19 protein-coding genes are annotated in these 21,797 nt (G+C 73.6%); 8 read left to right on the top strand and 11 right to left on the bottom strand.

The window, feature by feature from the left end; all coding sequences use genetic code 11:
• Positions 1-12: 12 nt before the first annotated feature.
• Positions 13-579 (bottom strand): thioredoxin family protein, encoded by a 567-nt coding sequence (locus tag AB0J46_RS10470; protein WP_364329176.1) that lies wholly within the window; start codon positions 577-579, stop codon positions 13-15.
• 51 nt (positions 580-630) lie between these two features.
• On the opposite strand from AB0J46_RS10470, the gene AB0J46_RS10465 reads away from it, so the two are divergent.
• Positions 631-1,005, top strand: a complete 375-nt coding sequence (locus AB0J46_RS10465; protein WP_364329173.1) for a VOC family protein — start codon at positions 631-633, stop codon at positions 1,003-1,005.
• 71 nt (positions 1,006-1,076) lie between these two features.
• Here AB0J46_RS10465 and AB0J46_RS10460 read toward each other — a convergent pair whose 3' ends face one another.
• The gene (locus tag AB0J46_RS10460; RefSeq protein WP_364329170.1) at positions 1,077-3,578 is read right to left on the bottom strand and encodes a DNA topoisomerase IV subunit A; all 2,502 of its coding nucleotides are present in this window, start codon (positions 3,576-3,578) and stop codon (positions 1,077-1,079) included.
• A gap of 123 nt (positions 3,579-3,701) precedes the next feature.
• On the opposite strand from AB0J46_RS10460, the gene AB0J46_RS10455 reads away from it, so the two are divergent.
• Positions 3,702-4,538: a TauD/TfdA family dioxygenase gene (locus AB0J46_RS10455; RefSeq protein WP_364329167.1), complete on the top strand. Its 837-nt coding sequence runs from the start codon at positions 3,702-3,704 to the stop codon at positions 4,536-4,538.
• On the opposite strand, the gene AB0J46_RS10450 is transcribed toward AB0J46_RS10455, so the two are convergent.
• Positions 4,492-4,668, bottom strand: coding sequence for a hypothetical protein (locus AB0J46_RS10450; RefSeq protein ID WP_364329164.1), 177 nt, complete (start codon positions 4,666-4,668; stop codon positions 4,492-4,494). The two genes, AB0J46_RS10455 and AB0J46_RS10450, sit on opposite strands and share 47 nt — an antisense overlap.
• A 79-nt stretch (positions 4,669-4,747) precedes the next feature.
• Between AB0J46_RS10450 and AB0J46_RS10445 the strand changes: the two genes are divergently transcribed.
• On the top strand, positions 4,748-6,835 hold the full coding sequence (locus AB0J46_RS10445) for a RecQ family ATP-dependent DNA helicase (protein ID WP_364329161.1): 2,088 nt from the start codon (positions 4,748-4,750) through the stop codon (positions 6,833-6,835).
• A gap of 51 nt (positions 6,836-6,886) precedes the next feature.
• Here AB0J46_RS10445 and AB0J46_RS10440 read toward each other — a convergent pair whose 3' ends face one another.
• Positions 6,887-7,780, bottom strand: a complete 894-nt coding sequence (locus AB0J46_RS10440; RefSeq protein WP_352323632.1) for a sugar kinase — start codon at positions 7,778-7,780, stop codon at positions 6,887-6,889.
• 167 nt (positions 7,781-7,947) lie between these two features.
• On the opposite strand from AB0J46_RS10440, the gene AB0J46_RS10435 reads away from it, so the two are divergent.
• The 4 genes from AB0J46_RS10435 (at position 7,948) to AB0J46_RS10420 (ending at position 13,318) form a co-directional block, all read left to right on the top strand.
• Positions 7,948-10,617: a GNAT family N-acetyltransferase gene (locus AB0J46_RS10435; protein ID WP_358284279.1), complete on the top strand. Its 2,670-nt coding sequence runs from the start codon at positions 7,948-7,950 to the stop codon at positions 10,615-10,617.
• A 96-nt stretch (positions 10,618-10,713) separates the two neighbouring features.
• Positions 10,714-11,304 carry a DUF5998 family protein gene (locus AB0J46_RS10430; RefSeq protein ID WP_352323634.1) on the top strand — a complete coding sequence of 197 codons (591 nt, stop codon included), beginning with the start codon at positions 10,714-10,716 and terminating at the stop codon, positions 11,302-11,304.
• 92 nt (positions 11,305-11,396) lie between these two features.
• Positions 11,397-12,509, top strand: coding sequence for a nucleotide pyrophosphatase/phosphodiesterase family protein (locus tag AB0J46_RS10425; RefSeq protein ID WP_364329157.1), 1,113 nt, complete (start codon positions 11,397-11,399; stop codon positions 12,507-12,509).
• Complete coding sequence (locus AB0J46_RS10420; RefSeq protein ID WP_364329154.1) at positions 12,506-13,318, top strand: sulfurtransferase; 813 nt, start codon at positions 12,506-12,508, stop codon at positions 13,316-13,318. Before AB0J46_RS10425 ends, AB0J46_RS10420 begins: the two co-directional genes overlap by 4 nt.
• Before the next feature lie 13 nt (positions 13,319-13,331).
• On the opposite strand, the gene AB0J46_RS10415 is transcribed toward AB0J46_RS10420, so the two are convergent.
• The 4 genes from AB0J46_RS10415 to AB0J46_RS10400 all read right to left on the bottom strand — a co-directional run bounded on the left by AB0J46_RS10415 (position 13,332) and on the right by AB0J46_RS10400 (position 18,043).
• The gene (locus tag AB0J46_RS10415) at positions 13,332-15,884 is read right to left on the bottom strand and encodes a CHAT domain-containing tetratricopeptide repeat protein (protein WP_364329151.1); all 2,553 of its coding nucleotides are present in this window, start codon (positions 15,882-15,884) and stop codon (positions 13,332-13,334) included.
• Positions 15,885-15,938: 54 nt separating this feature from the next.
• On the bottom strand, positions 15,939-16,400 hold the full coding sequence (locus AB0J46_RS10410; protein WP_352323638.1) for a hypothetical protein: 462 nt from the start codon (positions 16,398-16,400) through the stop codon (positions 15,939-15,941).
• Positions 16,397-16,957, bottom strand: a complete 561-nt coding sequence (locus tag AB0J46_RS10405) for a sigma-70 family RNA polymerase sigma factor (protein WP_352357697.1) — start codon at positions 16,955-16,957, stop codon at positions 16,397-16,399. Before AB0J46_RS10405 ends, AB0J46_RS10410 begins: the two co-directional genes overlap by 4 nt.
• Positions 16,958-17,029: 72 nt before the next feature.
• A complete protein-coding gene (locus AB0J46_RS10400) occupies positions 17,030-18,043 on the bottom strand; it encodes a S8 family serine peptidase (protein ID WP_364329147.1) in 1,014 nt (337 codons plus the stop codon).
• Between the two features lie 175 nt (positions 18,044-18,218).
• On the opposite strand from AB0J46_RS10400, the gene AB0J46_RS10395 reads away from it, so the two are divergent.
• Positions 18,219-18,713, top strand: coding sequence for a DUF3145 domain-containing protein (locus AB0J46_RS10395; RefSeq protein WP_352323642.1), 495 nt, complete (start codon positions 18,219-18,221; stop codon positions 18,711-18,713).
• Between the two features lie 139 nt (positions 18,714-18,852).
• Here AB0J46_RS10395 and AB0J46_RS10390 read toward each other — a convergent pair whose 3' ends face one another.
• Genes AB0J46_RS10390 through AB0J46_RS10380 form a run of 3 tightly spaced genes read right to left on the bottom strand, consistent with a single transcriptional unit; the run spans position 18,853 to position 21,785 of the window.
• The gene (locus AB0J46_RS10390; RefSeq protein WP_364329144.1) at positions 18,853-20,277 is read right to left on the bottom strand and encodes a carboxyl transferase domain-containing protein; all 1,425 of its coding nucleotides are present in this window, start codon (positions 20,275-20,277) and stop codon (positions 18,853-18,855) included.
• Positions 20,277-21,509 carry a beta-ketoacyl-ACP synthase II gene (gene fabF / locus AB0J46_RS10385; protein WP_358284293.1) on the bottom strand — a complete coding sequence of 411 codons (1,233 nt, stop codon included), beginning with the start codon at positions 21,507-21,509 and terminating at the stop codon, positions 20,277-20,279. Before fabF ends, AB0J46_RS10390 begins: the two co-directional genes overlap by 1 nt.
• A gap of 36 nt (positions 21,510-21,545) precedes the next feature.
• Positions 21,546-21,785 (bottom strand): acyl carrier protein, encoded by a 240-nt coding sequence (locus AB0J46_RS10380; protein ID WP_125639869.1) that lies wholly within the window; start codon positions 21,783-21,785, stop codon positions 21,546-21,548.
• Positions 21,786-21,797: the final 12 nt, after the last annotated feature.

Here is a 21,797-nt window from a genome sequence, read left to right as displayed (position 1 = left end):
TTCAGGCTGCGGTCAGGTCGTGGGCTCGTTCCCCGGCCGCCATTTGATGCCGCAGCCGATCGAGGCGCGCTGCTCGGCCGGGACGGGATCGCCCGCGAGCAGCGCGTCGACCGCCGCGCGCAGCGAGGAGCCGGTCACCGGGACCGAGTTGCCCGGGCGCGACCCGTCGAACTCTCCCCGGTAGACGAGCCGCAGGTCGCCGTCGTAGAGGAAGAAGTCGGGGGTGCAGGCCGCGCGGTAGGCCTTGGCGACGTCCTGGGTGTCGTCCAGCAGGTACGGGAACGGGAACCCCGCGCGCCGGGCCTGTCCGGCCAGGTGTGTGGGATCATCGTCGGGGTAGTTCACGCTGTCGTTGCTGCAGATGCCCACCACCGACAGCCTGGAGCCGTAGCCCGCGGCCAGCGTGCCGAGGCCCGTCTCGATGTGCCGTACGTAGGGGCAGTGGTTGGACAGGAAGACCACGAGCGTGGCGGGGGAGCCCTTGAGGTCCGCGAGCGAGACGCTGCCGCCGCCGATGGCGGTGAGGTCGAAGGCAGGCGCGGGAGTGCCCAGGGAAACCATGAACGAATTGGCAGCCATGACCTTCATTCTCGTCGGCCGGGACGCCGGCGAAACAAGTCCAGGAGGTGAATGATGGCCGGCATCGCGGAGTTCCGCACGACGGTCCTCGACTGCCCGGAGCCGCGGTCGCTCGCCGAGTTCTACTCGCGCCTGCTCGGCTGGCCCGTCACGTACGAGGACGACAGCTGGGTGGTCGTCGAGGACGGCGGCTCGCCCAAGCGCCTGGCCTTCCAGCGCGTGCCCGGCCACCGGCCGCCGACCTGGCCGGAGGGCGACCGGCCGCAGCAGCTCCACATCGACGTCACCGTCACCGACATGGACAAGGCCGAGCGTCAGGTGCTGGAGATCGGCGCGACCAAGCACGAGCGGCAGCCGAGCGAGGACGACAGCTTCCGGGTCTTCCTCGACCCCGCCGGTCACACGTTCTGCCTCTGCCGCGACTGACCGGACGCCCGCCGCTCAGGTCTCCCCGGGCCGACGGAGGGGGGCCGGGGCCGCCCTCCGCCGGCCGGGGATCACTCCTCCTCGGTCACCGGGGGCGCCGGCGCGTCCGCCTCCGGCCCCGCGGCAAGGGCGCCGCCGACGGCGCCGATGGTGTGGGTCAGCCGCACGCCTGAGCCGTCGCGGCGACCGATCTCCTCCGGCAGCGGCACCGGCTTGCCCACCGCCGAGACGGCCTTGGCGGGCGCGGGGCCGGCCCAGGCGAGCAGCAGCTCGTCCTCGCCCTTCAGGAACCGCTGGGCCCGCACGCCGCCGGTGGCCCGGCCCTTGGCCGGGAACTCGGCGTAGTCGGAGACCTTGCCGCCCCCGACCTGCGTGCCCGGCAGCGCCGTCGAGGACCCGGCCACGGTGACCACCTGCGCCGGACGCGAGGGGTCGACCACGCCGAACCAGATCACCCGGGCGCCGCCGTCGAGCCGGATGCCGGCCATGCCGCCGGCCGGACGCCCCTGGGGACGCACCAGCGAGGCCGGGTAACGCAGGAGCTGGGCGTCGGAGGAGATGAAGACCAGGTCGTGGTCCTCGGAGTCGAGCTCGGCGGCGCCCACCACGGTGTCGCCGTCCTTGAGAGTGATCACTTCGAAGTCGTCGCGGTTGGCCGGGTAGTCGGGCACCACCCGCTTGACCACGCCCTGGGCCGTGCCGAGCGCCAGCCCGGGGCTGTCGGGGTCGAGCGAGCCGAGGCCCACGACCTTCTCGTCGGGCTGCAGCGAGACGAACTCGGAGACCGGATGGCCGCCCGACAGCGTCGGCGGATTGGCCGAGGGCGGCAGCGTCGGCAGGTCGACGACCTGGACCCGGATCAACCGGCCCAACGACGTCACCACGCCCACCTCGCCGCGTACGGACGTGCGGGCCACCGACACCAGCACGTCGTGCGCCGAGCGGTCGCCCTCACCCGCCAGCGGAGCCGCGTCGGAGGTGCGGGCCAGCAGCCCCGTGGAGGACAGCAGCGCCCAGCACGGGTCGTCGGCCACCTGGAGCGAGGCCACCGGCGTGCGGGCCACGCCCGGCGCCTCCAGCAGCACGGTACGGCGCGGCGTGGCGTACTTCTTGGCGACCTCGGCCAGCTCGCCGGAGACCACCTGCCGCAGCTTCGCCTCCGAGGACAGGATCTCGGTGAGCGCCGCGATCTCCTCGCTCAGCGTCTGCTTCTCCTGGTCGAGCTCCAGCTTGTCGAACCTGGTCAGCCGGCGCAGCGGCGTGTCGAGGATGTAGGCGGCCTGGATCTCGGTCAGGTCGAAGACCTCCATCAACCGGGCGCGGGCCTGCGCCGAGTCGTCGGAGGAACGGATGACCTGGATGACCTCGTCGATGTTGAGCAGTGCGATGATCAGGCCGTCGACCAGGTGCAGGCGCTCCTCGCGCTTGCGCCGGCGGTACTCGGACCTGCGCCGCACGACCTCCAGCCGGTGGTCGACGTAGACCTGCAGCAGCTCGCGCAGGCCGAGCGTGCGCGGCTCGCCGTCGACCAGGGCGACGTTGTTGATGCCGAAGGTCTCCTCCATCGGCGTGAGCCGGTAGAGCTCCTCCAGGACGGCCTCGGGGATGAAGCCGTTCTTGATCTCGATGACCAGGCGCAGGCCCTTGTGCCGGTCGGTGAGGTCCTTCAGGTCGGCGATGCCCTGGAGCTTCTTGCTGGTCACCAGCTCCTTGATCTTGGTGACCACGCGCTCGGGGCCGACGTTGTAGGGCAGCTCGGTGACGATGATGCCCTTGCGCCGCGGCGTGATCTGCTCGACCGCGCACCTGGCCCGCATGCGGAACGTGCCGCGCCCGGTCTCGTAGGCGTCGCGCACGCCCTGCAGCCCGATGATCGAGCCGCCGGTCGGCAGGTCGGGGCCGGGCACGAACTTCATCAGCTCGTCGAGCGTGGCGTCGGGCTTCTTGATCAGGTGGCGGGCGGCGGCCACGACCTCGGCGAGGTTGTGCGGCGCCATGTTGGTCGCCATGCCGACCGCGATGCCGGTGGTGCCGTTGACCAGCAGGTTGGGGAACGCCGACGGCATGACCGTGGGCTCGGTCTCCTGGCCGTCGTAGTTGGGCTTGAAGTTGACGGTGTCCTCGTCGAGCGACTCCACCATGAGCATCGCCGCCGGGGCCAGCCTGGCCTCGGTGTACCGCATGGCGGCCGGCAGGTCGTCGGGGGAGCCGAAGTTGCCGTGGCCGTCGACCAGCGGCAGGCGCATCGAGAACGGCTGCGCCAGGCGCACGAGGGCGTCGTAGATGGCGCTGTCGCCATGGGGGTGGAGCTTGCCCATGACGTCGCCGACGACGCGCGAGGACTTGACGTGGCCGCGCTCTGGACGCAGGCCCATCTCGCTCATGGAGTAGAGGATGCGCCGCTGCACCGGTTTGAGGCCGTCGCGAGCGTCGGGGAGAGCCCGCTGGTAGATCACCGAGTACGCGTACTCGAGATAGCTCTTGCGCATCTCGGAGGAGACGTCGATGTCGACGATCCGCTCCTCGAAGTCCTCAGGCGGGGGTGCAGTCGTACGTCGGGCCATGTCGAACATTGTGCCGAAGAGACTCGGGTGCCCGCGACTCGTCGGCGCGCCGCCCCGGCCTTGACCAAGCAATTGCTTGGGTCTTACCGTCGGAGGCGAGGACCCCGCCCACCCGCCTCCGGAGGCTTCGCCATGATCGAGTTCCATCCCGTGACCAAGCACATCGGCGCCGAGGTCACCGGGGTCGATCTGCGCAAACCCCTCTCCCCGGAAGACGTCGCGATCCTGCGCGAGGGGTGGCTGCGGCACCTGGTGCTGTTCTTCCGCGACCAGCACATCGACGACGAGCAGCACCTGCAGTTCGCCCTCAACTTCGGCACGATCAACCATCCGGCGTTCAAGAAGGACTCCGGCAGCCCGATCCACATCCTCGACCAGACCTCCCCGAAGGGCGAGGGCGGGGACGAATGGCACAGCGACAACACCTTCGAGCCCACGCCGCCGATGGGCTCGCTGCTGCGCTGCGTGCAGCTGCCGAGCGTGGGCGGCGACACCTGCTGGGCCAACACCTACCTGGCCTACGAGACGCTGTCGCCGTCGATCCAGCGGCTGTGCGACGAGCTGACCGCCGTGCACGACATCACGATGTCGATGAAGAAGGCGATCTCCAAGGGGCACCCGTTCGACCTGGCCGAGATCCAGGCCAAATGGCCGCCGATCGAGCGCCCGGTGGTCCGCGTGCACGCCGAGACCGGGCGCAAGGCCCTGTTCGTCAACCGCGCCTCCACCACCCGCCTGGTGGGGCTGAGCGACCGGGAGAACGAGGCCCTGCTGCCGCTGCTCATCGACCACATCCGCTCGCCGGAGTACCAGTGCAGGCTGAACTGGCGTCCCGGCACGCTGGCCTTCTGGGACAACCGCCCCACCCAGCACTACGCGGTCGCCGACTACACCGAACGCCGCCGCATGCACCGCGTCACGATCAACGCCTTCCCCGAGCACGCGGACGTGGAGCGCCGCACAGCTTGAGCGAGGCCCGGCCCGGCAGGGCGAAGAACAGCACGTACGCCACGGCGGCGAGCGTGCACCCGACCACGAGGAGCACGTCCACCACCCCGAGCACGATCGCCGGCGCGAGGCGCACGGGCCGGTTCCGCACGGCGGACCCCGCACCTTCGTCCGGGCCGGGGACGCGCGGTGGGCCTGTTCCGTCGGTGGAAGCTGGTAATAAGGGGGGCATGATTGAAGCCCCCGACGCGGCGATGCTGCGCGAAGAGGCCGAGGAGCGGCTGCGGGCCCTGGCCGGCGACCACGCCCGGCTGCGAGACGACCAGTGGTCCGCCATCGAGGCGCTCGTGCTCGACCGGCGCAGGGTCCTCGTCGTGCAGCGCACCGGCTGGGGCAAGTCCGCCGTCTACTTCGTGGCCACCGCCCTGCTGCGCGAGCTCGGCGAGGGCCCCACGGTCATCGTCTCGCCGCTGCTCGCCCTCATGCGCAACCAGATCGCCGCCGCCGAGCGCGCCGGCATCAGGGCCGTCACCATCAACTCCGCCAACCCCGAGGCGTGGGAGGAGATCTACGGCCAGGTCGCCGAGGGCATGGTCGACGTGCTGCTGGTCAGCCCCGAGCGGCTCAACAACCCCGACTTCCGCGACAACGTGCTGCCCGAGCTGGCCGAGAGCGCCGGGCTCGTGGTCGTCGACGAGGCCCACTGCATCTCCGACTGGGGCCACGACTTCCGGCCCGACTACCGCCGGCTCGCCACGCTGTTCGACGAGCTGCCGCCCGGCATCCCGGTGCTGGCCACCACCGCCACGGCCAACGCCCGCGTCACCCGCGACGTCGCCGAGCAGATGGGCGAGGGCACGTTCGTGCTGCGCGGTCCGCTGGAGCGCGAGAGCCTCCACCTGAGCGTCGTCAAGCTGCCCTCGGCCGAGCAGCGCCTGGCCTGGCTGGCCCAGACCCTGCGCGAGCTGCCGGGCTCCGGCATCGTCTACACGCTCACCGTCGCCGCCGCCCACGAGATCGCCGGCTACCTGCGCGAGCAGGGCCACGAGGTGGCCGCCTACTCCGGCCAGACCGATCCGGCCGAGCGGCTGGCCGCGGAGGAGGCGCTGCTCAACAACAAGATCAAGGCGCTGGTCGCCACGAGCGCGCTCGGCATGGGGTTCGACAAGCCCGACCTGGGCTTCGTCGTGCACGTCGGCGCGCCGCAGTCGCCCGTCGCCTACTACCAGCAGGTCGGCCGGGCCGGGCGCGGCGTCGAACGGGCCGAGGTCATCCTGCTGCCCGGCACGGAAGACCGCGAGATCTGGGCCTACTTCACCTCCCTGGCCTTCCCGCCCGAGCCCGTCGTGCGCGCCACGCTCCAGGCGCTCGAACAGGGCGGCGTGATGTCCACCCAGGCCCTGGAGACCGCGGTCGACCTGAGCCGCAGCCGCCTGGAGATGATGCTCAAGGTCCTCGACGTCGACGGAGCCGTGCGCCGGGTCAAGGGCGGCTGGGAGTCGACCGGCGAGCCCTGGGCCTACGACGCCGAGCGCTATGCCCGCATCGCCGCCGAGCGCAAGGCCGAGCAGGACGCCATGCTGCGCTACCTGACCACCGAGGAGTGCCGCGAGCAGTACCTGCGCAGGCACCTCGACGACGACACCGCCACGCCCTGCGGCCGCTGCGACAACTGCACCGGCCGCCACCGCTCGCCGGAGATCGCCGCCCAGGCCGTCGAGACCGCCCGCGAACGCCTGAGCAGGCCCGGCGTCGAGATCGAGGCGCGCCGGCAGTGGCCCACCGGCCTGGCCGACCTGTCCGGCAGGATCAAGCCCGAGCTCGGCGCCGAGCCGGGCCGCGCGCTCGGCCGGCTGACCGACATCGGCTGGGGCAACCGGCTGCGCGAGCTGCTCGCCGGAGCCGACGGGCCGATGGCCGACGACATGTTCAAGGCCGTCGTCCAGGTGTTGTCGGCGTGGGACTGGAAGGAGCGGCCGGTGGCCGTGGTCAACGTGCCGTCGGCGACGCGCCCGCAGCTCGTGCGCGGCTTCGCCGAACGGCTGGCGCAGGTGGGCCGGCTGACCTACCTGGGTGAGCTGGGCTACCGGGCGGGGTCGCCCGGCCGGCAGTTCAACAGCGCCAAGCGCGTCCAGGCGATCAGGGGCACGCTGGCGATGCCGAAAGAACTCGGCGCCGCGATCGCCCAGTGCGGCGGCCCGGTGCTGCTGATCGACGACCGCGTGGACACGGGCTGGACGATGACCCTGGCGGCGGCGCTGATCCGGCACGCGGGCGCGCCGGCGGTGCTGCCGCTCGCGCTGGCCACCACGTCCTGACCGGCGGAAGGAGGCCCGGCCGGGGCAGGGGAGGCCCGGCCGGGGAGCGGGTCAGAACGGCGGCCGCGCGCCCAGGTGCATGATGGCCTTGGCGGCGAGCCGGCACCCGGCGGCCAGCGACTCGGCCGGCGGCTTGCCGGCCAGCCACGGCGGCAGGAACCCGGCCGAGAACGCGTCACCCGCGCCCGTGCCGTCGACGATCTTGTCGACCGGCTCGGCGGCCACCCGGACCGGGTCGGGGCGGCCGTTGCTGAACCACAGCGCGCCCTCGGCGTTCATCTTGATGACGACCTGCGGGAACCACGCGGTGAGCACCTTGGCGGCGGCCTCGGCGTCGTCGCGGCCGGTCAGCACCTTGGCCTGGTCGATGTTGGCGAACAGCAGCTTCGCGCCGTTGGTCCATTCGAGGAACGGCTCGGCGCCCGTGCGCTCCAGCGGCGCCGAGGAGGCGCAGTCGACCGAGATCGACATGCCCGTGCGGCGCGCCATGTCGAGCGCCGCCAGACCGGCGTCGCGCGAGCCCTCGTTGACCAGCGTGTAGCCCGACAGGTGCAGGTGGGCGCCCGAGGCGAACAGGTCGCGCGGCAGGTCCTCGGGGGACAGGGCGGCGTTGGCGCCCGGGTCGGAGAGCATGGTGCGCTCGCCCTTGTGCGTGACGAGCACCACGCAGGTGCCGGTGGGCCGCTCGGGATCCATGACGAGCCGGGCGTCGACGCCGTAGCCCATCAGCTCCATGTCGCGGTTGCGGCCGGTGATGTCGGCGCCCCGGCGGCCGATGAAGGCCACCTCCGCGCCCTCGACGGCGAGCCACGAGGCGATGTTGGCGCCGGAGCCGCCACCGTGCATCGTCACGATCGCGGGCGTGTCACTTGCCCTGGCGAGCGCGTAACGGGCGCGCGCGACCGCGTCGGTCATGAGATCGCCCACCACGACGACCCGCGTCATGATGCCACCACCTTGCTGCCTTCAGAACGACCCTGGCCACGGCAAAACTAACAGCTTCCGGGCTGTTCGTGGGGCTGACCCCGGACACCGGGCAGCAGTCGATGCACAAGCGTTGCCCAAGAGGCCCGCCGGTCTTGGCATGTGGGATGCGGGTTTACGCTCGTGGCGTGGAGGCACAGTATCCGGCTCACTGGGAGGCCGACGTCGTCCTGGCCGACGGGGGCACCGCGCACGTACGCCCCATCAGGCCCGCCGACGCCGACCGTCTCCGTGCTTTCTACTCCCGTCTGTCGGCCGAGTCGATCTATTTCCGGTTCTTCGGCCCCCGGCCCCGGCTGTCCGACCGCGACGTCGAGCGCTTCACCAACGTCGACTACGTCAACCGCGTGGCCCTCATCGCCACCATCGGCGCCGAGATGGTCGCGGTCATCCGCTACGACCGCACCGAGCCGGGCGAGGCCGAGGTCGCCTTCCTGGTCGAGGACGCCCACCAGGGCAGGGGCGTGGCCTCCGTCCTGCTGGAGCACCTGGCGGCCACGGCCCGCGAGCGCGGCATCGAGCGGTTCGTCGCCGACGTGCTGCCCGCCAACATGAAGATGATGGGCGTCCTGCGGCAGGCCGGCTACACCGCGCAGAGCCAGTTCGCCGACGGCGTCGTCCGCATGACGCTCGACCTGACCCCGACCGAGACCTCGGCCGAGGTGACGACCTCGCGCGAGCACCGGGCCGAGTCGCGGTCGATCGCGCGCCTGCTGGCCCCCGGCTCGGTCGCGGTCATCGGCGCCTCGCGCGAGCCCGGCGGCGTCGGCCAGACCGTCCTGCGCAACCTGCTGGCGGCCGACTTCACCGGCCCGGTCTACCCCGTCCACCGGCAGGTGCGGGCCGTCGCGGGCGTGCGGGCCTATCCCAGCGTGACCGAGATCGACGGCGAGGTCGACCTGGCGGTCGTGGCCGTGCCCGCCGAGGGCGTCCTCGACGTGGTCAAGGAGTGCGCCGAGAAGGGCGTGCACGGGCTGGTCGTGGTCTCCTCCGGGTTCGGCGAGACCGGCGCGTCCGGCCGCGCCCGGCAGGACGAGCTGGCCCGCATCGCCCGCTCCTACGGCCTGCGCGTGGTCGGCCCCAACTGCCTGGGCATCGCCAACACCGACCCGGCCGTCAAGCTCAACGCCACGCTGGCCGCCACCGTGCCGGGCCGCGGCCGGGTGGGCTTCTTCAGCCAGTCGGGCGCGCTCGGCACCGCGCTGCTCCAGCGCGTGGCCCAGCGCGGCATGGGCATCTCGTCGTTCGTCTCGGCCGGCAACCGCGCCGACGTCTCGGGCAACGACCTCCTGCAGTACTGGGAGGAGGACGCCGCGACCGAGGTCATCCTGCTCTACCTGGAGTCGCTGGGAAACCCGCGCAAGTTCACCCGGCTGGCCAGGCGCATCGCGCGCAACAAGCCGATCGTGGTGGTCAAGAGCGGCGGCACCCCGGCCGGCCACTCGGCCGAGGAGCTCGGGCTGCCCGACTCCGCGATCAGCTCCCTGTTCGCCCAGGCCGGCCTGATCAGGGTCGACGACCTCATCCAGCTCTTCGACGTGGGCCAGCTCCTGGCCTACCAGCCGCTGCCCGCCGGGCCCAGGGTCGCCCTCGTGACCAACTCCGACGCCCTCGGCCTGCTGGCCGCCGACTCCTGCCTGGCGGCCGGCCTCGAACCGCGCCCGCCGGTCAACCTGGGCGCCGCGGCCGGGCCAGCCGAGTTCGGCGCGGCGCTCGCCGGCGAGCTGGCCGCCGACGAGGTCGACGCGGCCGTCGTGATCTACATGCCGCCGATCCCCGGCGAGTCGGACGAGGTGGCGGCCGAGCTGCTGCGCGTCTCGCAGGGGTCCGCCAAGCCGGTGCTGGCCACGTTCCGCGGGCATCTCGGCATGCATCCGTCGCTGCGCGTGCCCAGCGGCTCCGGCGGCACGCCCGCTCGGGGCTCCATCCCGTCGTACGCGGCTCCGGAGGAGGCGGTCAGGGCCCTGGCCCACGTGGTGCGGTACGCCACCTGGCGGGCGCATCCGGCCGTGCCGCCGCCCGAGCTCGACGGCCTCGACACCGCCCGCGCCCGCGAGCTGGTGCTGGCCGCGCTGTCCGGAGCCCCGGCCCCGGCGGGGGAGGAGCCGGGCGGGTTCGCCGAGCCCGGCCCGCCGGTCGAGATCGACGCCACCGAGCTGCTGTCGTCCTACGGGCTGACCGTGTGGCCCGCCGAGGTCGTCCGCTCGCCGGAGGAGGCCGTGGCCGCCGCCGAACGGCTCGGCTGGCCCGTGGTGCTCAAGGTGGCCGACCCGGGGGCCTCGCGCCGCGCGGGCACCGTACGCCTGGGGCTCACCGGTCCCGAGATGGTGCGCCACGCCTACGCCGAGTTCGCCGACCAGCTCGGCGAGCGGGTCGAGCTGGCCGTGCAGCGCATGGCGCCGCAGCCGGCCGTGCCCACCGTCGTGGGGGTCGTCGAGGACCGCGCGTTCGGGCCGGTGGTCTCGTTCGGGCTCGGTGAGGTGACCGCCCGGCTGCTGCTCGACCAGGGCTTCCGGCTGGCGCCGCTGACCGGCGAGGACGCCGCCGCCCTGGTGCGCTCCGTACGCGCCGCCCCGCTGCTGTTCGGCGAGTACGGCTACCCGCCCGTCGCCGTCCCCGCCCTGGAGGAGCTGCTCGTCCGCGTGGGCCGCCTGGCCAACGACCTGCCGCAGGTGGCCCGGCTCGACCTCGACCAGGTGCTGGTGGGCGAGTCGGAGGTGCTCATCCTGGGCGCCCGCGCCACCCTGCGCACCCCGGCCGGACCACGCCTGGACGGCGGCCCGAGAAGGCTCTCCTGACCGCGCGCACAATGTCGCTCATGTCTAGACAAAGACGTTCATAGAGCGTTATGTCTGGCGGGTGAGTGCACTGCGCGGCCCTGGCAGGATGGAGGCATGAGGGAAACCCGAGTCTCAGCCGCGGGCCTGCGTGAAGCGATCGAGCGCAGCGGCTACTACCCCGACCTCGTCACCGATGCGGTCGAATCCGCGCTGGGCAAGGAGGCCGTGACCGCGTTCGTGGTCCACCACGAGGCCACCTTCGATCCCGCGATGGAGGTCCGCAGGCACGTCACCGTCCTGGTGCTGTCCACGACGAGGCTGCTGGTCTGCCACACCGACGAGCACCCGGCGGTCGAGGGCGTCTCGGCCTCCCACGCGTCCACGACCACCGAGGCGGTCCGGCTGAGCCGCGTGCAGTCGGTGGCCGTCACCCGCGTGGTGCCCGACCCGGCCTCCTACGTGCCGGGCGTCCCGCCCACGGAGGTCACCCTCACCATCGGCTGGGGCGCGATCTCCCACGTCGACCTGGAGCCGGCCACCTGCGGCGACGAGAACTGCGACGCCGACCACGGCTACACCGGCGCGATCACGGCCGACGACCTGTCGCTGCGGGTCAGCGAGGCGGCCGACGGCCCCGAGGCGGTCACCCACGTGCTGGCCTTCGCCAAGGCCCTGTCCGAGGCCACCGCCCGAGCCGCCGCCTGACCACGACGGCCCGCCGTTCGGCGCATCGCTCCGCCACCGCCGGTCACCGCCCGAGCCGCCGCCTGACCACCCCCGGCCACTAGGATGTGGGGATGCTGCCGGACTACGGCGCCGGGTCGCTGGCGGACCTCCCCGGTTCGCTGCTGGCCGCCCTCGGCCTGACCGAGCCCAACCCGCTGGCCCTCGACCCCGCGGCGCGCGTCTGCCTGCTCCTGGTCGACGGCCTGGGGGCCGAGCTGCTCCGCGCCCATCCCGAGACCGCCCCCTTCCTGTCTGCCCTGCCCGCCCGCACCCTCACCGCCGGTTTCCCCGCCACCACCGTCACCAGCCTGTGCTCGCTCGGCACCGGTCTGACCCCGGGCGAGCACGGCATGGTCGGCCTGACGCTGGCCGTCCCGGGCACCGGCCACCTGTTCAACTGCCTGCGCTGGACCCTCCCCGGCGGCCGGACGATGGACCCCGACGAGTGGCAGCCCGCCCCCACCGTCTACCAGCGAGCCGCGGCCCAGGGCGTCGACGCCGTCTACGTCGCCCCCGCCGAGTTCGAGGGCTCCGGCCTGACCAGGGCCGTCTACCGCGGCGTGCGCCACGTGCCCGCCGACGGCGTCGACGACATCGTCGCCCGCGTCGGCGAGGTACTGCGCGCCGCGCCCCGCGCCCACGTCACCGCCTACTACGGCAAGCTCGACGCCGTCGGCCACATGTCCGGATGGGGTGGCGAGGAGTGGCTGGGCGAGCTGGCCGTCGTCGACGGCCTGGCCCGGCGGCTGGCCGAGTCACTGCCGCCCGGTTCGGCCCTCTACGTCACCGCCGACCACGGCATGGTCAACGCCACCGAGAAGCTCGACGCCGAGCGCGTGCCCGCGCTGACCGAGGGCGTGGCGCTGCTCGGCGGCGAGGCCCGGGCCAGGCACGTCTACGCCGAGCCCGGAGCCGCCGGGCACGTCCTGGAGGCGTGGCGCGCGACGCTCGGCGACCGCGCCTGGGTAGTGTCCAGGCAGGAGGCGGTCGAGTCCGGCTGGTTCGGGCCCCGGGTGCGCGAGGCGTGGCTGGGCCGCATCGGCGACGTCGTCGCCGTGCCCCGCGCCGGTCTGGCCCTCACCGCCCCCACCCGTCATCCGATCGAGGCGCTGTTCACCGGCTACCACGGCTCGCTGACCGCCGCCGAGCTCAACGTCCCGCTGCTGGAGGTATCCACCCGATGAGTGCGCTGATCACGCCCGCCGAGCTCGCCGCGCTGCCCGACGTGTCCGTGCTCGACGTGCGCTGGCGGCTCGGCGGCCCGCCCGGCGTGCAGCTCTATCGCGAGGGGCACCTCGCGGGCGCCGTCTTCTGTGACGTCGACGCCGACCTCGCCGCGCCGCCCGGCCCCGCCGGCCGCCACCCGCTGCCCGGCGCCGACGAGTTCCAGCGGGCCATGCGCGCGCTCGGCGTGTCCGACGGGCGCCCGGTCGTGGTCTACGACGACGCCGGCTCCACGACCGCCGCCCGCGCCTGGTGGGCCCTGCGCTACTTCGGCCACCGGTCCGTACGCGTGCTCGACGGCGGCCTGGCGGCCTGGGCCGAGGCCGGCCTGCCGATCACGAAGGACGAGCCCGAGGTCGCGCCGGGCGACTTCACCGCCAGGCCCGGCGGCATGCCGACGCTGACCGCCGACGAGGCCGCCGCGGTGGCCGCCGAGGGCGTGCTGCTCGACGCCCGCGCCGCCGAACGGTACCGGGGCGAGGTCGAGCCCGTCGATCCGGTGGCCGGACACGTGCCCGGCGCGGTGAGCGCCCCCACGACCGGAAACGTCGACGCGGGCGGCAGGTTCCTCGCCCCCGCCGTCCTGCGCGACCGCTTCGCCGGGCTGGGCGTGCGCGAGGGCGTCCCGGTGGGCGCCTACTGCGGGTCGGGGGTCACCGCCGCCCACGAGGTGCTGGCCCTGGAGCTGGCCGGCGTGCCCGCGGCCCTCTACGTCGGCTCCTGGTCGAACTGGGTCGCCGACCCCGCCCGCCCGGTGGCCACCGGCTGACGCCGGAACGCGGTCAGCCGGCCGGACGGACCGGCCGGTCGCCCGCCCCGAAACAGACGAACCCCAGCAGGCCGGTCTTGGCCGACGCGCAGGCCAGAGCCGCGTCCGGCGCCTGCCCGTCGGCCAGCAGCTCGTGGAAGGCGCCCATCATGGCCATCGCGGCCTCGTCCCCGATGGGCACCATCCCCGCCACCACGCACGAGCTCCCGCGCGCCAGGAACGTGCCCGGCAGCCCCAGCGGCGCCCCCTCCGCCGGTGTACGGGCCATGCCCGAGTTGCACGCCGACAACACGACCAGCTCCGGCGCGCGGTGCAGGCCCAGCAGGTCGTAGGCCATGAGCTGCCCGTCGCCGAGGGTGATGCCGGACAGCAGCGGGCTGCGGGCGTGGAAGGCGCCGTGCGCGGCCAGATGAAGGACGTCGGCCTCGCCGAGCGCCGCCAGCACGGCGTCCCGGCGGCCGGGCACCGCCCGCGCGCCCGGATGGCAGGCCAGCACGCGGGCCACCTCCTCCTCCGCGTGGGCCAGCTCGGGCCCGGCCGCCGCCAGCACCACCGGCGCTCCCTCCCGCACGCGGGCCCGCCGCCGCGCGCCCACCCACGCCGCCGCGCTCGCCGCCACGCTCACGGGACGCTCGCGCAGCCCCGGCAGCGCGCCCCAGGGCAGGGTGTGCAACGGCCCCACCGGCACCACCACCAGCGGCCGGTCGCCCAGCTCGGCCGCGAGCGGCCCCAGCAGCAGCCGCTCCAGCTCCGCGCCGGCGCCGGTCAGCTCGGTGAGCGCCTGCGCGGGACCGGCCACGTCGAGCCCCGCACCCCACTGACGCAGGGCGTGGCGCAGCCGCATGATCGCCTCACGCGCCTGCCGCACGCCGCCCAGCCGCCGCAGGACCAGCCGGTCGGCGGTGATCAGCACCGCCAGCAGCGTCTCCTCCTCGGCCACGAACTCCACCAGCGCCGCGCCGTCGAGCGCCGCCCGGACCCGATCGATCTCCACCAGGCCGCACGCGTGTTCCGGCGCCGCGACCGCACGCCACCGCTCGGCCCACTCGAACACCTCGCCCGCGTACCCGTCGCGCACCGCCAGGCCCAGCCCGAAGGCGGCCAGCCGCTCACCGGACCGGGCCGCGTGCGCCCGCAGCGCCGGATCCTCGAACGTCTCCACCTGCCCGCTCACCTCGGCCAGCCCGTCGCGGACCGCCCGCAGCGCCCCCGTGACGTCCTCCCGCAGCGCCGCCTCCAGAGCCAGGGCGTGCTGGCGGACGGTCGCCGGGATCTGCGCGAGCTGGGTGGTCTGCGGCTCGGGGGCCAGTGAGGTCAGGCGGGTGCCGGCCGGCATCCACCGCTCGGCGCGCTCGGCGTGCCGGGTGAGCCTGCGCAGCTGCGCCGAGGCCACCGGATGGTCGTCGACGGCCAGCGCCGCCTCGGCCGCGCTCAGCCGCAGCGCCGCGGCGGCGGCCACGTGCGAGGAGACGTCCTCCAGCTCGTCGGCGCACTTGATCAGATCGGCGACCAGCTCGGACGTGACCGGCCCGACCGCCAGCCGGGCCCGCAGGACGACCTCGCCGGCCAGCGGCAGCCACGACAGCCGCTCCTGCTCGGCCAGCTCGCGAGCCGCCTGCTCGGCCACCTGCCGGGCCCGGTGGGGGTCGCCGGTGAGCAGCTCGACCTGGGCCAGCTTCAGCCGCGCCTCGGCCAGCGCCACCTGCGCGCCGGAGGACTCCAGATCGGGCACGGCCAGGCTCAGCATCGCCCTGGCCTCGCCGGGCAGGTGCGCCGCCAGCAGCGCGCCGGCGAAGTCGGCCCGCATCGTGGCCAGCCGCTCGGGGAAGCCGAACAGGGTGTCCTCGGCCTCCCGGTAGTGCTCGAACGCGCCCGCGATGTCCCCCCGCCGCACGGCGAGGAACGGCAGGTTGGCGGCCGACAGCCGGGCCAGGTGGCGCAGGCCCGCGTACTGGGCGATCTGCAGGCAGGCCGCGATGTCGCGCATGGCGGCGTCCCAGTCGCCGCGGTAGGCGTGGATCAGGCCGCGGTTGAGCAGGCCGCCGGCCAGGAAGCGCCGGTCGTCGACCGTGCCGGGCGCGGCCACGAGGGCCCGCAGCGACCGGTCGCAGGCGGCGATGGCCTCCTGGTGGCGGCCCAGGTGGGCCAGGGCGACCGCGCGCTGCGTGTCGAGCTTGGCGCGGTCGAGGGGCGACAGGTAGGCCCAGGCCAGGGCGGCCACGCGCAGGGCCTGGAGCGGGTGCCCGCGCTCGGTGCGCACGGTGACCAGCGACAGCCGCGCCTGGGCCTGGCGCTCGGCCGGGGCGCCCGGAGTGGCGATGGCCTGCCGCAGGCAGTGTTCGGCGCTGAGGAGGTCGCCCAGCTCGCGGGCGGCCAGCGCCATGGCGCGCAGCGCGATCGCCTCGGCCTCGGGCGCCTCGGCGCGGCGGGCGGCGGCCAGGACGGTGCGGCCGGCGTAAAGGGCCTGCTCGGGATCGACGTGCGCGCGCAGCACGGCGGCCTCGGCCGCCTCGACGAGCGGGCCGTGGTCGGGTGCTGATCCTGGTGGGGGAGAAGTGACGCTCATGGGGGGCTGACCGGCGGGGAGGAGGGGTGGGGGCGTACTGCGTGGGCGGCGGCGTCACGGCCGGATGCGCACCCACCTGGTCTGGACGGGGGCATGACCGGGACGGTGGCACACGATGCTCAGCCACCCGGGCGGCAGCCCGGTGGCGGCGAACCGGCCGTCCTGGGCGACCTGCCGGGTGAGCGTCAGGTGGGGGGTACGCACGTCGATGGCGGCGCCCTCCCCGGGATCGGGAAAGATCTGCCCGGCGACGTCGATCAGTCCGTCGCCCACGGTCACCTCCAGGTCGAAGGTGAGACCGTCGGTGACGAACCGCACCAGATGCGAGCCGTCGTCGCGGTCGGGCGCACCGGACCGCGCCGCGCGGCCACCGCCGTGGTCGGCGGGGTTGGCGGTCACCGCCTGGGGGACGCGCAGCCCGTAGATGTCACGCGCGGCGGCCGACACGTGCCCGGGCATCGGATCCATGCCGGCGGCCAGCCGGAGCGCCGCCAGGAAGTACTCGTCGTTGATCATTGCGCTGTCTCCTGTAGTGAGAGCAGAGTGCGCAGTTTCTCCAGGCAGCGGGCCCTGGTCGGCCCCACGCTGCCCACGGGCAACCCGAGCCGCATCGCCATCTGCTGGTTTCCCAGATCGGTCGCGACCAGCTGCAGCAGAGTGCGGCAGGGTTCCTGCAGGGCGGAGACCGACTTCCACAGCAGCCGCCTGCCGTCGGCCTCCAGCACGGCGGACGCGGGATCGGGCTCCTCGACGGCCCCGAAGGTGGGCCTGCCCTCCGGATCGGCGACCAGCAGGCCCGACGGCTCCTTCCGGAGCAGCAGGAGCGCCTCGCGGCGGGTGGTGGTCATCAGCCAGCCGCCCACCCGCGAGGGGTCGCGGATGTCGTGCATGTGCTGGAGCAGCCGCAGCCAGGCGCCCTGGACCGCGTCGGCGGCGTCGGCCTCGCCCAGCCCGCACGAGCGGGCCAGCGCCCACATGCGCGGGCCGAACCGGGACTCCATCTCGTCCCAGGCGGATCGGTCGCCGTCGGCCGCGTCGCGGAGCAGCTCCGCCGGATCGCGCAAGTCGCTCATGCGGCCTCCTTTCGTCCCGCACGGGGAGGTCATCCTGCCTCCCCGTGATTGGCCGAGGACTGAGCGTAAACTCTACAGACTCGTGGGTACGAGAACTCCCAGATCGGGAATTTGCCGGGACTGCCGGGGGTCGAGCAGTCGTTCGACCGCTTCCTTGGCCGGTTCGCGCCGGGCGGCGTCGGCCACGGCCCCCGACACCAGCGCGGTGGCGAACGACGTGCCGCTCCAGGCCGCGTAGCCGCCGAACTCGCCGGTGTCCAGGAAACTGCTGGTCAGCCAGTCGCCGCGGGCGCAGGCGTCGACCCAGGTGCCGTACCCGGAGAAGGGCGCGCGACGCTCCTGGGCGGCGTCGAGGGCCGCCACGCCGACCGCGCACGGCAGGGCGGCGGGCCAGAACGGCCGGTCGGAGGCGGTGTTGCCGGCGCAGGCCACCGTCACCGTGTCCTTCAGCGCGCCGATGGCGTCGGCCAGCAGGGGCGGCGGCCGGTCGTCGAAGGAGTGGCAGCCGAAGGAGAGGTTGAGCACCTGGGGCGGGTCCTCGCGCATGCGGTGGAGGGTGCGCACCACGGTCGCCTCGTCGCCCAGGCCGTCGCCGTCGAGCACCCGGCGGACCCGCAGCCTGGCGCCCGGTGCCCGGCGGGCCAGCAGGCCGGCGACGAACGTGCCGTGCCCGGCCTGCGCCCCCTGGGCCGCGTCGGCGCTCTCCGGGCCGAGCCTGGCGTACCAGTCGCTGCCCGACCACCACGGGTGCTTGGCCACGCCGGTGTCGAGCAGGGCCACGACCACGTCCGAACGCGACCTGGCCGGCCTGAAGGATATGGGCGGCGTGGGGAACGGCCGGGACGCCGGTCCGCCGAAGAACAGCGGCTGGCCGGTGAGCACGTGGTTGGGCGAGGCCCGGAAGCCCCGGTCACGAAGCTCGGCGGTGATCTCGCACGGGTCCACCCGGGCCGACAGGTGCAGGACGGTGACCCCGTCGGCCTCGGAGACCGCCTGCGTCCAGCGGGCGGCGGCCGACACCGCGCCCCGGTCGACCAGCACCTGACCTGGCCGGATGAACGCCTCGCCGACAGATTGCATGTCCATGAGCCGGTTGTTTCCCCGCCCGCCACAACTGTCACGTGACACGCCCGCACCAACTTGGTATGGCCCCCCTCTGGTGTCCGATGGCGACCGACGGTAGTCTTCCCCTAGTCACTTGTGATCATCCCGGGGCGAGGCCGTTGGGGAAGGCGCACCTCGTACCGAAACGGGAGGTCCGGTGTCTGCTCGTGGCGTGCTTTACGTCCACTCGGCTCAGCCCGCGCTGTGCCCTCACATCGAATGGGCAGTCGCGGGTGTCCTCGGCGTGCCCGTTGATCTGACGTGGACACCGCAACCAGCCGCGCCGAACGTCGTGCGCGCGCAGGCGGAGTGGGAGGGCCGCGCCGGCATCGCGGCGGCCATCGCCTCTTCCCTCATGGGCTGGCAGCGCCTGAGATTCGAGATCACCGAGGATCCCTCGCCCGGCGTCGACGGCTCCAGACACGCCTACACGCCGACGCTCGGCGCCTTCACGGCGGTCATCGGCGCGGCCGGGGACATCATGATCCCCGAAGACCGCCTGCGTGCCGCCATGATGATGGCCGCCCAGGGCCGGTGCGTGCTGGAGGACGAGCTCGACAAGCTGCTCGGCCGGCCGTGGGACGAAGAGCTGGAGCCCTTCAGGTACGCCGGCGACGGCGCTCCCGTCCGCTGGCTGCACGCCGCCGTCTGACCCGTCCCACCTCCCGCCGAGCGCCTGCCGGGCGCGGCCCGCGGCAGGCACGTCATGCCCGGGAGCCGTCCGGCTTCTCGAACAACGGAAAGGCCCCGCACCGGGTCGCGGTGCGGGGCCTTTCGCGTGGAACTGGTCTCTACAGCGGGATGTTGCCGTGGGCGCCCCTGGCCGGGGTGGCCTGGGCGAGCACCTTGGCGATGGCGCCGCGCGTCTCGGCGGGCTTGATCACCTCGTCGATGACGCCCAGCTCCTGGGCGCGGGCCAGGCCGCCGGCGAGCTGCTCGTGCTCCTCGGCGAGCCGCTGCTCCAGCGCCGGCCGCTCCTCCTCGGGCGCGGCGGCGAGCTCGCGCCGCTTGAGCACGCGCACCGCCGCCACCGCTCCCATGACCGCCACCTGGGTGGTCGGCCAGGCGAACACCTTGGTGGCGCCCAGCGCCCGCGAGTTCATCGCGATGTACGCCCCGCCGTACGCCTTGCGCGTGACCACGGTGACCCGGGGCACCGACGCCTCGGCGAAGGCGTGCAGCAGCTTGGCGCCGCGCCGGACCACGCCGTCGTGCTCCTGGCCGACGCCCGGCAGGTAACCGGGTACGTCCACGAGGACAACCAACGGCACTCCGAAGGCGTCACACATACGTACGAAGCGGGCGGCTTTCTCGGCGGACGTGGCGTCGAGGCAGCCGCCCAGCCGCAACGGGTTGTTGGCGACGACGCCGACCGTCCGGCCGCCGAGACGGCCCAGGGACGTGACGACGTTGGGCGCCCATTTGGCGTGCAGTTCGACGCCGGCCTCGTCGAGCAGGCCGTTGACCAGCGGCTTGACGTCGTAGGCCCGGCGCGCGGACTCCGGCAGCAGCGAGGAGAAGTCGACCTCCTCGACCGCGCCGGGCCGCACCCGGCCCTGGTGGCCCAGCAGCGTGGCGAGCCGGCGCGCCTGGAGGTAGGCCTCGGCCTCGGTCCTGGTGACGACGTGCACGACGCCGCTGCGCCTGCTGTGCGGCTCGGGGCCGCCCAGCGCCTCGCTGTCGACGTTCTCGCCGGTGACGCTGCGCACGACGTCGGGGCCGGTCACGAAGATGCGGCCGGTGTCGGCCAGGATCACCAGGTCGGTGAGCGCGGGGCCGTAGGCGGCGCCGCCGGCCGCCGGGCCGACGACCACCGAGATCTGCGGCACGACGCCCGACGCCTTGGTCATGGCCGCGAACACCCGGCCGACGGCGTGCAGCGACTCGACGCCTTCGGCGAGCCGGGCGCCGCCGGAGTGCCAGATGCCGATGACCGGCACCCGCTCGCGGACGGCCACGTCGTAGGCGTGCACGATGTGCTCGCAGCCCTCGCTGCCCATCGCGCCGCCCTGGAAGCGCGCGTCGCTGCAGAAGGCGGCGACGGGCACGCCCTCGATCCTGCCCATGGCGGCCAGGACGCCGCTGTTGTCCTGCGGGGTGATGAGCCGCAGCGAGCCCTCGTCGAGCAGCGCTGCCAGGCGGACGACTGGATCGCGGGGGTCGGCGGGCTCCTGGCCGGAGCCTTCACCCACCACCCGGCTGTCCAGTACGGTCATCAAGCCCCCTTGAAGACGACGGTCACGTTGTGCCCGCCGAACCCGAAGGAGTTGTTGACCGCGGCGATGTCGCCCTGCGGCAGCGAGCGGTTCGCGCCGTGGACGATGTCGACCTCGATGCCGTCGTCGAGGTTGTCGAGGTTGATGGTGGCCGGGACGATCCGCTCCTGCAGCGCCTTGATCGTGAAGACGGACTCGATGCCGCCGGCGCCGCCGAGCAGGTGACCGGTCATGGACTTGGTCGAGGTGACCAGCGGGTGGGTGCCGATGGCCTTGGCCACGGCCTGCACCTCGCCGACGTCGCCCGCCGGGGTGGAGGTGGCGTGCGCGTTGACGTGCTTGACGTCGAGGCCGGTGATCTCGGCGTCGGTCAGCGCCTGCGTCATCGCCATGATGATGCCGCGGCCCTCGGGCTCGGGCTGGGTGATGTGGTGGGCGTCGGCCGAGTAGCCGACGCCGGAGGCGTAGGCGTAGATGCGCGCGCCGCGCGCCTTGGCGTGCTCCTCGGACTCCAGCACCACGATGCCGGCGCCCTCGCCGAGCACGAACCCGTCACGGTCGCGGTCCCACGGCCGGGAGGCGCCCTGCGGGTCGTCGTTGCGGGTGGACATCGCCCGCGCGGCGGCGAAGGCGGCGATGTTGAGGCCGTGGATGGCGGCCTCGGTGCCGCCGGCGACCACCACGTCGGCGCGGCCGAGCCGGATCATGTCCATGGCGTAGCCGATCGCCTCGGCGCCGGAGGCGCAGGCGGAGACGGTGGCGTGCACGCCCGCCTGGGCGCCCAGGTCGATGCCGATCCAGGCGGCCGGGCCGTTGGGCATGAGCATCGGCACGGTGAAGGGCGACAGCCGGTTCCAGCCGCGCTCCTTCCACGTGTCGTAGGCGGTCAGGGTGGTGCTGATGCCGCCGATGCCGCTGGAGACCACGACGCCCAGCCGCTCGGGGGCCACCTCGGGGGCGCCGGCGTCCTGCCAGGCCTCCCTGGCGGCGACCAGGGCGAACTGCTCGCTGCGGTCGAGACGGCGGGACTCGGGGCGGGGCAGCACCTCGGTGGGGTCGACCGCCGCCGTCCCCGCGAACCGCACGGGGACGGAGTCGATCCACTCCGTGGTGAGGGTCTCCACACCCGACTGACCGGCGAGGAGCGCCGTCCAGGTCGAGGTGACGTCTCCACCGACGGGCGTCGTCGCGCCGAGCCCGGTGACGACGACACGTACCCGGTTCGCACTCACGTTTTCGCGCTCCTTACTGGTCAGAACTGCTGGGTGTCAGGCCTGGATGAAGTTGAGGACGTCCTTGACCGTCTTCAGGTTCTTCAGCTGGTCGTCGGGGATCTCGACGCCGAACTCGTCCTGAGCGGCCACGGCGATCTCGACCATGGACAGGGAGTCGATGTCGAGGTCGTCGACGAAGCTCTTCTCGGGGGTCACCTCGCCGGCCGGAATGCCGGTGATCTCGTTGATGATCTTGCCGAGGCCCGCGAGGATCTCCTGCTCGGTGGCAGCCATGTCGCTACTTCT

Source organism: Nonomuraea sp. NPDC049758, from assembly GCF_040674635.1.
Taxonomy (GTDB): domain Bacteria; phylum Actinomycetota; class Actinomycetes; order Streptosporangiales; family Streptosporangiaceae; genus Nonomuraea.
This window is presented reverse-complemented; position numbering and strand designations above follow the sequence as displayed.